We start from the raw sequence: 14,387 nt of genomic DNA on the forward strand, positions 1-14,387 counted from the left end.
AGTTTATCTAAAAAAAGGTTAGTCTATTCCTCTATAGAATTTTCATAAAAACAGAATATTTCTTTGTTAAAACAATGATATATGTAACTTTGACATTTTTTTGCTCTTTTTTTACTCTTTTTTTACTTCTTTTTATCCATAATATATAATATACTTTCGAATACTAACAAAGGAGTTACTTATGGCAAGAAGTAAACTTAAAGATTTTAAAGTTCTTTTCGTTGAAGATGAAGAAAAAATTCGACAACATATTGCAAATTCTCTTAGTTATTTAGTAGAAGAAGTTAAAGAGGCTTCTAATGGGGTGGAAGCATTAGATGTATTAGAAAGTTTTACTCCAGATATAATAATCACTGATTTAGAAATGCCCCTTATGAATGGTGTTGACTTTATAAAACATGTAAGAGAAGAAGATAAAGATGTTTGTATTATTGTCCTTACAGCACATACAAATAATCAGTATTTATTAGAATTAATTGATATGCATATTGAGCATTTTATTGTAAAACCAATGAATTTTGAAAAGCTTTTAACTATACTTCAAAAATGTGAAAAGTCAGTTCTTGAACAAAAAAGTGTAAAACATGTATTGCCTTTAGACTACTCTTATGATGAAGATAAAAAAAGTCTATCATACAAAAATGATGAAATAAGATTGACAAGAAAAGAGATTTTATTTCTTGAACTTCTATTTAAAAATTCATTTAGAATTGTTTCGTATGATGAAATAGATAGTTATGTATGGGAAGATTCTGTTATGACAGAGAGTTCTATAAGATCATTAGTTAAAAATCTAAGAAAAAAACTACCTGTAAATTTAATAGAAAATCTTTCGGGAGTTGGTTACAAACTTGTTTAGATGTTTTTTTTTAATTCTTTTTATAACAACATTTTTATTATCAAATGACGTAAAATATAAACCAATAAAATATAAACTTGATGATGCAAGTAAAATAGCTTTAAATAAAAAAATCTCTAATTCTCATATAAAAATATATTTACCTTCTATTCCATATTCTCATATTATGCGTTTGATTAATGGTACTTTAGTAAGATTAAATGACTCTTCAAAAGGTTGGGAATATTTTATAGCTTTTAAACATGAAAAGATAGATTCTCTTACTTATGATTTTTGGTTAAGAAAAGATGTGAAATTTCAAGATGGTACAGTATTGAATGCAGACTCTGTAATTGAAAATTTCAAAATTTTTAAAAAAGGTGCTTTTACTTATACAGATATTCATAATAAGTTAAAAAGTGTAGAGAAAATAAATGACTATAAAGTAAGAATTTATTTAAACAAACCATATGGAATGCTTTTAAATGACCTTGCTAGAATAAATCTTTATACTTCTGAATACTTAAAAAAATACTCTTGGTCAAAAAATATAGTTGCAGAAAATACAAAAGCACCAGGTCCTTATGGAAGTGGTCCTTATATACTAACTTCTGGACATGCAGTTGGACTTAAACAGAGTGAAAAAATAGTTTTAAAAGCTAATCCTTTTTATTTTGAAAAAGAGAAACCCTTTATAAAAACTATTACAATTTTTACAAAACTACCAATAGATAAAGTAATACATGAAATAAGTGAAAAAGAGGGAGAGCTTGATATAGCTGTTATTCCTTTTAATAAAAAAACGGAGATAGTAAATTCAAAATTTGCAAAACTAGTTAGTACGAAATCAACTTTTAATTTAAGTATTCATATGAATTTAATGAATAAAAAATCAAAACTTCAAAATCAAAAAATAAGACAAGCACTAAATCAAGCTTTAAATCAACAAAAACTTGTAAAGTTTGCATATAAAAATGAAGGTACGATATCTCCTTTTTCAATCTCTTCAAATTCTCACTATGTAAAAAAATTATCAAATGAGTATATAAAAAATCCAAGACTCTTTTTTAACGAAGATGAGCTTACTAAGTTACTTGATGGATTGACTTTAAAGGTTGTTACACAAGATAGATTTATTTCTTTATGGAAAGGTATAGAGTATCAGTTAAACAAGTACAATGTGAAATTGGATTATGACGTTACAACTGATGAATCATATGTCTTAAATAAACTATTGACAAATAGAGATAAAATTTATGATTGGGATTTAATTATTTGGGGAAATAATGATTGGTATGGTCACCCTTGGGCATCATTTTTTACTCTTTATACAAAAAATCAATGGTCCGCAGTAAACTCTGATGAGGTATTAGATAATAAATTTAGAGAACTCTTTGAGATAGAAAATAGTGATTATAGATTTCAACCTTTAGTAAATGATATCTTGAAATATACTTATGAAAAAGCTTATATGCTGAGTATCCCTTCTCCAAATTTTTTATTAGCAATGAACAAAGAGATTTCATTTACTCCCTCTTCTGTAGCAATTTTAAGATTATGGGAAGCAAAACTGACACCATACCACTGGTCTATAAGGGAAGAGAAAGAACTTCCAAAATCAAGAAAAGAATTTATATTACCTAAAAGGATAAATCATGATGAGTAGTATTAAAATACGATTAAAATTTTTTATATTAGGTATGTTAGCTTTTTTATCACTTTTATTTTTAGGATTATTGGCCTTTAATATAAATAATCAAGGTTTTGTAAATTTAAGTCAAGTATTTACAGATTTTAAGAAAGTACAAAAACTACAGTCAGATTATATTGAACCTTTATTTACTTTAAGAGAAAGAAACTTAACTCTTGTAATGTCTCCAAATGAGGATTTTAAAAAAGAGGCAGATAAAAGATTAATAGAAGAGTTAGAAAAACTTGATAAAACTTTTAATGATGCACCAAAAGAGATTTATAAAAAATGGGAAAACTATAGAGTTCTTCTTTTTACAACCAGAGTATATTCTCTAGAAGGCTTTGATGAAGGCTCTTTTATGAATGCGACATCTTCTGAAAGAGAGCAGTTTTATGATTTGATAAGTGATTTAAAACAATTACAAACGCAAAAACTAGAGGACTCAGAGAATACTTTTATTGAAGCAAAAGACAATACTTTAAAAAGTAAATATTATATTATTTTAGGATTTTTATTTGTAGGAATCACTACATTTTTATTTGATATGACTGTAATAAGAAAGATTGTTGATTCTATAGAAAAGGTTCAAACCGGACTTTTTGGTTTTTTTACATATCTTTCAAATCCTAAAAAAGAAGAAACTGAAGCATATATAAAATTAGATAGTAAAGATGAATTAGGACTTATGGCCAAAGGAATTAATAGCCAAGTAAAATTAATCAAATCTGCACTTAAAAATGATTATAAACTAATTGAAGAAGCAACAAATACTTTACATGAATTAAAAGAAGGAAGATTTGGTAAAAGGCTTACTTCAGATGCAAGTTCAGAAGAGCTGAATACCTTAAAAAATGTAATGAATGAAATGATAGACAATCTTGAAAATAAGATTCAAGAAGAGATTACAAATAGAAGTAATCAAGAAAAGCTTTTAGTACAACAATCAAAGCTTGCTGCTATGGGTAATATGTTAGGAAATATTGCACATCAGTGGAGACAACCAATTAGTGAAATAAACGCAATACTTATGGAAGTAGAAGCCATAGCTAGATTTGATACTTTAAAGACTGATTTTCTTTTAAAAAGTATATCGAGTTGTTCGGATGTTACAGAGCATATGTCTTCAACTATTAGTGATTTTCAAAATTTCTTTCAACCTTCAAAAGAGAAAGAGTATTTTAATGTACATGAAGTATGTTTAAGTGCAATTTCTATTATAAATGCTTCCTTGAAATTTCATAATATTGAACTAAAATTTAATATAAATGAAAATTGTGAAGTTTACGGTTATCCAAGAGAATTTGCCCATGCAATTTTAAATATACTTTCAAATTCAAAAGATGTATTAGTAGAAAGAAAAATAGAAAATCCTAAAATTATTCTTAGTATTAAAACTGGAAAACAATTTACAATTATTAGAATTGAAGATAATGCCGGTGGAATAAAAGAAGAAAATATTGATAAAATTTTTGAACCATATTTCACAACAAAACATGCCACACAAGGTACTGGTATTGGATTATATATGACAAAGATGATTATTGAGAATAATATGAATGGTTTTGTAAACGTAGAAAATAGCCAAGAAGGGGCACTTTTTACTATCAAACTTCAGAAATAAAGAATAAAATTTAAAACTTCATTTTTTTACCACTATTTCACTCTTTTAACGCTTAGTTCCTTTTTTATAATTTAAATATAAAAAATAAAAAAGGATTTATCATGAAGAAAAGATATCTATTTCTTAGCTTGTTTTTACTTGCCTCTTTTGTGCAAGCAAAAACTCAATATGTAACAAAAACTTTGCCTACTTATTCAACTACTGAAGATGCAAAAGCTAGTGGGAAAATACTTCCTACGACACCTTTAGAAGTTATAAAAACACAAGATGGAAAAGCATTTGTTAAGTTAACTGGTTGGAATAAAGGAAAAATGACACGAATCCTTTATTTTTCAAAAGGTGAAAGAATTATTTCAGCAGCATTTTCTAAAAAAGCGAAATATGAAGTAAAAGTATTAAAAACAGAAGAAGTTGGAACTAAAAAAGATCAATGGAGTAATGTAACTATAACTACATGGATAGATAATAAAGAACTGACAGATGATTTAAATGCTTTATATTCAAAAGCTGCAAATTTATATGAAAAAAATTGTGGTCTTTGTCATGCAAAACATCCAACAAAAGAATTTTCAGCAAATCAATGGCCAGCAGTTATTAAAGGGATGATTCCTAGAACACCTTTAAGTAAAGAAGAAGGGTTATTAGTAACTCAATATGCTCAAAAGCATGCAAAAAAATAAAAAATAAAAGAAGGAGAAAATTATGAGAACTTTAAATAGAAGAACTTTTTTACAAGGTACAGCTGCATTAGCTTTAATGCCTGCTGTTTCAGCTTGTGCTAAAAATGTTGAAGCAATGAATAAAATCGGAGCAATGGGAGGCAAAGGTAAATTTGTACAAAATGGCTCAGTAAATACTGCTGCACACTGGGGAGGATTAAAAGTTACTGTTGAAGATGGAAAAGTTGTAAATAGTACAAATGTATTAAAAAACTTTCAATATAATTCTTTACAATCAACAGTAGAAGATTTAGTATATGCTGAAGATAGAATTAAATATCCAATGGTTAGAAAGTCTTATTTAAAAGATCCAGATAATTCAAAACCTGAATTAAGAGGTAGTGAAGAGTGGGTTAGAGTTTCTTGGGAAGAGGGACTTAAATTAGCTGCTGATCAAATGAAAAAAACAAGAGAAACAAAAGGTTCTAGTGGAATCTTCTCTGGATGTTATGGATGGAAAAGTTCAGGTAACTTCCATAATGCTAGAACTTTAGCATATAGATTTATGAGAACTACTGGTGGATTTGTTGGTCATAAAGGTGATTATTCTACAGGAGCATCTCAAGTTATTATGCCACATGTTATGGGTAGTATTGAAGTATATGAACAACAAACTTCTTGGGAAGTTGTATTAGAAAGTACTGATGTTGTTGTAGTTTGGGGTGCAAATCCAATGGCAACGCTTAAAATTGCTTGGAGTAGTTCTGATTCAGAAGGTTTAGAGTACTTTAAAAAGTTAAGAGACAGTGGTAAAAAAATTATTTGTATTGATCCAGTTTATAGTGAAACTTGTCAATTCTTAAATCCAACAAAATGGGTAACTCCAAAACCAAATACTGATGTTGCAATGATGATTGGTATGTGTCATACTTTATATACTAAGAAAAAACACAACCAAGATTTCTTAGATGAGTATACTGAAGGTTTTGATAAATTTAGAGATTACTTTATGGGTAAAGCTGATGGAGTAGTAAGAGATTCTAAATGGGCTGCAAAAATTTCTGGTGTTGATGCAAAAACTATTGATGAATTAGCTTTATTATTTGCAGCAAATAGAACTATGCTAATGAGTGGTTGGGCTCTTCAAAGACAACATTTAGGTGAACAAAGACACTGGGCTCTTGTTTCTTTAGCTTCTATGATTGGTCAAATTGGACTTCCAGGTGGTGGTTTTGGTTTATCTTATCATTATGCAAACGGTGGAGCACCAACTGCAACTGGTGGGAAAATTGGTGGTATTAGTTCAAAATCTAACTGGGGTATGAAAACAAAAACAGCTGGTGGTTTAGGACATAGTTATAATGCAAAAGATACAAATATTGCAATTCCTGTTGCAAGAATTTCTGATATGTTATTAAATCCTGGAAAAACTATTGATTATAATGGTACAAGAATTACATATCCAGAAATTGAAACAATTTATTGGGCAGGGGGAAATCCTTTCCATCACCAACAAGATACAAATAAACTTATTAAAGGTTGGAAAACAGTTAAAAATGTATTTGTAAATGAAATTTATTGGACTGCAACTGCAAGAATGGCAGATATTGTATTCCCTGTTACAACAACATTTGAGAGAAATGATATTACGATGGCGGGTGATTATTCAAATAAATATATTTACCCTATGAAACAAGTTATTCCTACTCAACATGAAGCTCAAAGTGATTACTGGATTTTTACAGAATTAGCTAAACACTTTGGAAAAGAAAAAGAGTTTACTGAAGAAAAAACAGAAATGGAATGGGTATCAGAGTTTTATGAAATTGCACGATCAGGAGCTGCTAAAAAAGGTGTTAAAATGCCAATGTTTAGAAAGTTCTGGGCAGATAATAAACCATTTGAATTCAAAGTATCAGAAGCTTCAAAAAAATGGGTTAGACACGCAGATTATAGAGAAGATCCATTATTAAATCCTCTTGGAACACCATCTGGAAGAATTGAGCTTTATTCTCAAAAGATTGCAGATATGAAATATGATGATTGTAAAGGACATGTAACTTGGATGGAACCTATTGAAAGATATGGTATGAAAAATCAACCAGCACCATTAGCGTTAGTAAGTCCACATCCATCTGAAAGACTTCACTCTCAACAAAATAATACTTCACTAAGACATAATTATGAAGTACAAGGAAGAGAACCTATTTGGATTAGTATTGAAGATGCTAAAGCAAGAGGTATTAATGATGGTGATTTAGTTAGAGTATTTAATAAAAGAGGTCAAACTTTAGCTGGTGCTGTTGTTACTAAAAATATCTCTAAAGGTGTAGTAAGAATGCAAGAAGGTGGTTGGTATGATCCACTAGAACCAGGTAAAGAAGGTACTTTATGTAAACATGGAAATGTAAATACATTAACAGTAGATATTCCTACTTCAAAATTAGCAAGTGGTAATAGTGCTCACACTGCACTTGTAGATGTAGAGAAATACAAAGGAAAAGTTCCAAATATTTCTTTATTTAAACAGCCTAAAATGGCTTAATTTAGGTAGTTAGTTGTTGAGTTTTTACTCCTTATTTGAGCTTAGCAACTAATTAAAATGTAAAGAGGAGAAAGTCTCCTCTTTATTAACTATTGTTTACAAGCATCAACAATAGCTTCTTGGTTTGCATATAAATAGATCTCAACTCTTCTATTTAGCGCCATATTTTCTTTGTTTGTATTAGGTGCTACTGGTTTGTTATAAGAACATCCTTTTGAAAATATTTGATTTTTTATACCGCTATTATAAATAGTATTTCCAACATTTGATGCTCTTTGTTCAGATAGTTTTTGATTATATTCGTATGAACCTCTACTATCAGTAAAACCAACAACTTGAATTATAGTGTTTGGATAGCTTGTTAAAACATCTGAAATTTTAGCAATTTTTCTTGAAGCTTCTTGTGTTGGTACAGCAGAATTAGTTTCAAAAACCATACTATCTCTTAGCATAATTTTCACGTATTTATCAGTATTTGATACAATTAAATCATTATTCGGATCTAAAGCTGCATTTGGGTTATTATTTACATCTGTATTTAATTTATCTGCAACTTCTTTTGCTTGTTGATCCATTGAATAACCAATTCCACCTCCAATAGCCGCACCAATAGCACCACCGATTAGAACTCTTTTCCCTTTACTACTTCCTTTTGTAGTTCCACCAATTACTGCACCTAAAATACCCCCAATAAGTGCACCTTGTTGAGTTTTTGACATACCTGTATTATTTGAGTTTGGTTGTGGGTTATTACCTTGTGTTGCACAACCTGCAAGCATAGCAGCTACTAAAGATGTAGCAGCAATTTGTTTTAAAAAATTTCTTTTCATATTCTAATCCTCTCTATTCGTATGTGTAATTATACCACTTCTTGGTGAAATAATTGTGTAATTTATTAATTAGATATGTAACTATTTTGTAAATGATTTTCGCTATAATAACAACTTAAGATAATAAAATTAAGGAGAAGCCCATGGAAAAAAGAACAAAGATTTTAGCAACATTAGGGCCAGCAAGTGATACTGTAGAAGTTATTGAAGGGCTAATTCGTGCTGGTGCAAATATGTTTAGACTAAATTTTTCACATGGAAGTCATGAATATCATTTAAATACATTAAAAAATATAAGATGTGCAATGGAGAATTTAAATACAACTGTTGCGATTTTGCAAGATATTTCTGGACCAAAAGTGAGAGTTGGAGATTTAAAAGAACCTTTTGAATTAAGAAAAGGCGATACTATTACATTTTTAAAAGATGAAATAATTGGATATAAAGAAGATGAAAAGAAATATGTAGTTTCTATAAATTATCCAGAGTTACTTGATAAAGTAAAAAAGAATGAATATATTTATTTGTATGATGGAACAATTAGAGCAAAAGTTATTGAAACTGGTGATGAGATAAAAGCATTGATTGAAAATCATGGAACACTTAGTTCAAGAAAAGGTGTTAACTTCCCAAATACAGTAATTGATATAGATGTTATTACAAAAAAAGATAAAAAAGATATTGCATGGGGAATTGAAAATAAAGTAGATTATTTTGCGATTTCATTTGTACAAAATGAAAGAGATATGTTACATGCTAAGGATTTACTTGGAGATTATAAAGGTAAATTAATTGCAAAAATTGAAAAATTTGATGCTGTAGAAAATATAGATGAAATTATTAGTGCAAGTGATGGATTAATGGTTGCAAGGGGAGATTTAGGAATTGAAGTTCCATATTATGAAGTTCCAACAATTCAAAAAAGACTTATCAAAAAAGCAAATGCAGCTTGTATCCCTGTAATTACTGCAACACAAATGCTTTTATCTATGACTGAAAATGAGAGAGCTACAAGAGCTGAGATTTCTGATGTTGCAAATGCTGTGTTAGATGGAACTGATGTTGTAATGCTTAGTGAAGAGAGTGCTATTGGAGAAAATCCAATTAATGTTGTAGATACAATGAGCAATATTATTGCAAAAACTGAAGAGATATATGCTTTTGATAAACAAGACAAATTAGATTACCAAGATAAGTTTGATGTAATTCAAGCAACAGTAACTAAACTTGCAGATGATATAGATGCAAAAGGTATTCTTTCTCTTACAAGTTCAGGTAAGTCTGCAATGAAAATATCTAGATATAGACCAAAAACACCAATTTTTACTTTTACACATAAAAGAAAAGTGTTAAATAGTTTATGTGCTATTTGGGGTGTTAGACCAATAGGTGTAATCAAAGAATCTTTAGCTTCTAAAATGTTTCAAAAAATGTTAATGCAACTTGATGAAAAAGGCTTACTTGATAGAAAAGGTCCATATGTAGCAACAGTTGGATATCCTGTAGGAATGCCTGGAAGCACTAATACAATTAAGATTTTAACTGAATCTGAAATTGAATACTATTTAGGTTTAGCTGAAAAAAAGAAATAACTAATTCAAAGGGAGTTTTATAGTAAATAAAGCTCCTTTATATTTTTTTTCTTGATAAGTAAACTCTATATTCTCAACTTTTATTTTACCTTTTAAACTTGATTCAATTATATTTTTAGTCATATAAAGACCTATTCCTGTCCCTTGTGACTTAAATTTAGTTGTGAAGTATGGTTCGTATATTCTATGTATGATTTCTTTTTTTATTCCACCAGCGTTGTCATAGATTTTAATTTCTAAAGAATCATCTTTTTTCAGAGTTTTTACAAAAATATATTTTTCTTCTTTTGTCTCTAATAAGGCATCTTTAGCATTATTTAATACATTTAAAATCACTTGAATAAGTTCATTTTCGTAAGAGTTTAATTTTATACTTTTAATATCAAGTATTAATTCTATATTTTTATTTTTAATATTTGCAAAAATTAGATTGAGTACTTGTTGTATTGTATTATCTATAGTGAATGTGTTTTTAATTTTATCTTGTGAATAGAAGTTTCTAAAATCATCAATTGTGTTTGAAAGAGTTAAAGTACTTTTTACTATACCTTCTAAATCTTTATCTAGTTGTTGGTCATTTACTTCTATACCCATCTCTTTTTGAATACGAATTCCACTTGCTATTGTACTAATAGCTGATAAGGGTTGTCTCCATTGGTGGGCAATATTACCTAACATCTCCCCCATGGCAGCTAATTTAGATTGTTGATTTAGAATTATATCTTTTTCTCTTACTGTAGATACTTGCTCTTTTACTTGTTTTTCTAATTCATTATTTAAATTTTTTAGTTTTAAATTATTATCTTCAAGTTTTTGAGAGTAAAATTGAAAAAGATTTTTTATTCTTTTTGATAAAAGTATTAAAAGTACAATGATAAAAAAAGTTACTATAGAAGAGACAAACATTATTGTTTTAATATCTTTTTCAAGAACTAATTCTAGTTGTAAGTATTTTTTCTCAATTTGCTTATCTAAATCATTTGTATATAAACCTGTACCAATAATCCAATCTAATATAGGAATACGTTTTACATAAGAAATTTTTCTAGATTGTGAAAAATCTTTAAAAAGTGCTTCTGATTGAAGGTATTCTAAAAAATCTCCATTGGAACCTTTGGCTTTATTTATGATTTCTAATACATTTTTTTGAATACTCTCATTTAGTTTAGAAAGGGGTACATTTACTATAGATTCATTCTTGTGAACTAAAGCTTTCCCTTGCGTATCCATAATAAATATATAACTCTTATCATCATAAGTAAGGGATTTTACAAAGTTTTTTGTAGTATTTGCAATTTTCTCTTTGATATCTTCTATATATATTGCTGAACCTATAAATATGTTTAAAGGCTCAAATTTTTTTAAATATCCAATTTTTTTTATTTTTTTATCACTATTTGGTTTATTCCAATACCATTGAGTAAATCCTTCACCATCTTTTTCTAGTGTTTTTTTAAAGTTTTTAAATAAAACATTACCATTCTTATCTAAAAGATCACTAATATCTTTTCCTACTAAATGAGGATTTGCAGGAAGTGATATTGTTATACCTGTTTTTAAATTTTGAATAAAAAAGTATCCAGTATCATTATCAAAAAATCTTAATTCTCTCATCTTTTCATCTATAATTTTATATAGCTTTTCTTCTGAAAGGTTTTTATTATTTTTATAAATATTTTTTAATAGGGTATAACCTATATTTACGACGTCTTTTACTGTTTCTTTGGACTCTATTAACTGATTCTGATAGTTGTTATTTAATAAAATTGAAACGTATTCTATTCTCTCTTTAATAGTCTCTTTTAAGTTTATGATATGTTCTTTTCTAAGATTTTTAATCTCTTCTTCATGAGCTTTATGTTTTGAGGAAATAAATATATTTGTTAGTATAAATGAAGTTAAAATTACCCCAATAATTGGGAGTAATATAATCCATTTAATAATTTTTGTTTCATTTACCATTTTTTTCATAATGGATTATTCTATCATAATTACTTAATATAATAATAAGTTAATCAAATTTAAATAATATTTTTAATTAACTGATTTTTGAATAAATTTCTAAAAGTTCTATCTGTTCTTCTAATTTAAATATATTAAGTTCAATTGATTTAATTTTTTGAGAATTTTGTAATGTATCTACATCACTTTGCGTTTTTAGCTCAGCATTTTTTTCTTCAACTATTATTTCTAGAAGTGAGTTATACAATTCATAATCATCTTTAGCAATTTTTTTCTTTTGATTTAACATCTTGATTTTTGATATTTTTGTTTTATAAAAATTTTCTTCTTCAAGTATTTTATTTTTTAAATCAAGTTTAGCTTTTAGATATTCAATTTTTTGTGTTTCAATATCGTTAAAAGTTCTTACATCAATAGGCATAGTTACTGATAAACCATAGTTTTGCACAGTAGTATCTGTAATTGATGGATTATTATCAGTATCATGATATTTTGTATAATCAAGATTTGCATTAAAAGTTGGAAGATATTTTGCTACAGTAATATCTTTTAAATAATCTTTTTGATTTATATCTGCTTTTGTTTTTGTAAGTTCTATATTCTTTTCTATGAAAGTCTTTTCATCTGCTAATTCTAAAGTTGGAAGGTCAAAACTTTTGTAATCACCACTTGCAATATTTAAAAAATTGTTATTTATTTCTTCTTTTTGATATTGTAATTCAACAATCGTATTTTTAACTTTATTAGCATCTAAAATTGCGTTATCTAAATATGAAGTATCTAAAAATCCGTTTAAAACTTGTTCTTTTTTTCTTATAATATCTATATTTGCATTTTTTAAAAGAAGTTCATTTTTTTGAATATTTAAATCTATTATGTGTAAATTAAAAAGTAAAGTTGTTGCAGTTTTAATTAACTCTTTTTTTTGTATTTCAATATCAATATTATTATATTCAAATGAAGCATTTGCATATTTAATGGCTTTATATATACCACCACTTTTGAAAATAGGTTGATTAATATTAATCATACTTTTTGTTGAATCGTATGTTTCTCCATAATTTTTTGAGTAAGTTAAGTTTATTGGATTTATCCAATCTTTCTTTAATTTTTGACTATTTTCTTCATTTTGTTTTTCAGAATATTTAAAAAGATTTAATCTATCTTCAGAAAGAATACTTTTATCTTCAGCCTCTAAAAATAAAGGTAAAGATAAAAGTGATATTAAAAAAAATCTAGCTGATTTTTGCAAGTGCATTTGCTAACCTTTTGAATCCTTCATTAATCTCTTCTTTTGAAATTGTAAGAGGAGGCAATAATCTTAATGTATTTTTACCAGCTTTTAATACTAAAACACCTTCTTCAAATGCTGTTGGTATTATTTTTGCAAGTGTATCTGCATCTTTTACTCTTAGACCCTTCATCAAACCTAATCCAACTTTATTTGTAAAAATATTTGTATTATTTTCAAAAAGTTCAGTAAGTTTCTTATCAAAATAGATTATAGTTTCATCTAATTTTCCAGAATTTTTATAATTATCCAAAATATCTAAAACTTTATTTGCAGCAGATGTACTTAAATAATTTCCACCAAAAGTTGAACCATGATCCCCTGGTTCAAAAATATCTTTATGCGTCGTAATAACTGCACCAATTGGAACACCTCCACCAAGACCTTTTGCCATAGTGATAATATCTGGTTGTATTTCGTAAAGATTAGAAGCTAAAAATTCACCTGTTCTATATGCTCCTGTTTGAACTTCATCAATGATTAATAAGATACCTTGCTTTTTTAGAAACTTTGCAAGTTCTTGAATATCTTCTTTTTTAAATGGTTGAACTCCACCTTCACCTTGAACAAGTTCAATCATAACTGCAACTGTTTCATTATCAATTGAATTATAGATATCATCTATTTTATTATCATAAGAAAAGCCATCAGGATAGGGTGCAAAGTTTGGACTATGCATAGAACTTTGTCCTGTTGCTTTTACTGTCGTAATTGTTCTTCCATGAAAAGAGTGTTCTAGTGTAATTACTTTATATCTTTTATTATCAAATTTTGTTTCACCATATTTTCTTGCTATTTTAATAGCTCCCTCATTTGCTTCAGCTCCTGAGTTTGAAAAAAATGTAGCTACATCCATTTCTGATAATTTTGCAATTTTTTCACCTAGTTTTGCCTGTGGCTCAATTGCGTAAAGATTTGAAATATGAGTTATGTTATTTACTTGCGTGCAAATAGTATCTGCTACTTCTTTATTTCCATGACCAACTGAAACTACTCCAATACCTGATGTAAAATCTATATAATCTTTTTGCATATCATCAAATAGTGTTGCGTTAATTCCTTTTTTAAAATTAACATAGTTTCTTGGGTATGTATGTAAAACATACTCTTTATCTAATTGTTCTAACATAAATTGTTTCCTATTTTTAAGTGTTGAAATTATAGCTTATTTTCTTAAACAAAATATTAACAACTGTATAGTTTGTAATATTAAAAGTAAATAAAATAATTCAATATATTTTTTATTTAGCTAAGAAAATATATAAAATTATTTTTTGTTATTTAATTTATAAAATAACCTAAAAATATATATAAAATAATGTGTTTATATTGTATAATATAGCTCTTTAAAGGATT

General features: G+C 27.4%; 10 protein-coding genes. 6 read left to right on the forward strand and 4 right to left on the reverse strand.

All coding sequences use genetic code 11. The annotated features are described in order from the left end of the window. Positions 1–181: 181 nt before the first annotated feature. The 5 genes from BT997_RS05400 (at position 182) to BT997_RS05420 (ending at position 7,356) form a co-directional block, all read left to right on the forward strand. Complete coding sequence (locus BT997_RS05400) at positions 182–859, forward strand: response regulator transcription factor (protein ID WP_072680434.1); 678 nt, start codon at positions 182–184, stop codon at positions 857–859. Further along, positions 852–2,504, forward strand: coding sequence for an ABC transporter substrate-binding protein (locus tag BT997_RS05405; RefSeq protein ID WP_072680435.1), 1,653 nt, complete (start codon positions 852–854; stop codon positions 2,502–2,504). Before BT997_RS05400 ends, BT997_RS05405 begins: the two co-directional genes overlap by 8 nt. Beyond that, positions 2,497–4,152 carry a sensor histidine kinase gene (locus BT997_RS05410; RefSeq protein WP_072680533.1) on the forward strand — a complete coding sequence of 552 codons (1,656 nt, stop codon included), beginning with the start codon at positions 2,497–2,499 and terminating at the stop codon, positions 4,150–4,152. Before BT997_RS05405 ends, BT997_RS05410 begins: the two co-directional genes overlap by 8 nt. Before the next feature lie 101 nt (positions 4,153–4,253). After that, on the forward strand, positions 4,254–4,832 hold the full coding sequence (locus BT997_RS05415) for a hypothetical protein (RefSeq protein ID WP_072680436.1): 579 nt from the start codon (positions 4,254–4,256) through the stop codon (positions 4,830–4,832). Between the two features lie 22 nt (positions 4,833–4,854). Beyond that, complete coding sequence (locus BT997_RS05420; protein ID WP_072680437.1) at positions 4,855–7,356, forward strand: molybdopterin guanine dinucleotide-containing S/N-oxide reductase; 2,502 nt, start codon at positions 4,855–4,857, stop codon at positions 7,354–7,356. 89 nt (positions 7,357–7,445) lie between these two features. Here BT997_RS05420 and BT997_RS05425 read toward each other — a convergent pair whose 3' ends face one another. Further along, positions 7,446–8,186: an OmpA family protein gene (locus BT997_RS05425; RefSeq protein WP_072680438.1), complete on the reverse strand. Its 741-nt coding sequence runs from the start codon at positions 8,184–8,186 to the stop codon at positions 7,446–7,448. Between the two features lie 143 nt (positions 8,187–8,329). Between BT997_RS05425 and pyk the strand changes: the two genes are divergently transcribed. Then, positions 8,330–9,778 (forward strand): pyruvate kinase, encoded by a 1,449-nt coding sequence (gene pyk / locus BT997_RS05430; protein ID WP_072680439.1) that lies wholly within the window; start codon positions 8,330–8,332, stop codon positions 9,776–9,778. Here pyk and BT997_RS05435 read toward each other — a convergent pair whose 3' ends face one another. The 3 genes from BT997_RS05435 to BT997_RS05445 all read right to left on the reverse strand — a co-directional run bounded on the left by BT997_RS05435 (position 9,779) and on the right by BT997_RS05445 (position 14,160). Then, the gene (locus BT997_RS05435; protein ID WP_072680440.1) at positions 9,779–11,749 is read right to left on the reverse strand and encodes a cache domain-containing protein; all 1,971 of its coding nucleotides are present in this window, start codon (positions 11,747–11,749) and stop codon (positions 9,779–9,781) included. A gap of 67 nt (positions 11,750–11,816) precedes the next feature. Beyond that, the gene (locus BT997_RS05440) at positions 11,817–12,998 is read right to left on the reverse strand and encodes a TolC family protein (RefSeq protein WP_072680441.1); all 1,182 of its coding nucleotides are present in this window, start codon (positions 12,996–12,998) and stop codon (positions 11,817–11,819) included. Then, entirely contained in the window at positions 12,976–14,160 is a 1,185-nt protein-coding gene (locus BT997_RS05445; protein WP_072680442.1) for an aspartate aminotransferase family protein, read from the reverse strand. The genes BT997_RS05440 and BT997_RS05445 overlap by 23 nt, the downstream gene beginning before the upstream one ends. Positions 14,161–14,387 lie beyond the last annotated feature (227 nt).

It is taken from the genome of Arcobacter sp. LA11 (genome assembly GCF_001895145.1).
GTDB lineage: Bacteria > Campylobacterota > Campylobacteria > Campylobacterales > Arcobacteraceae > Halarcobacter.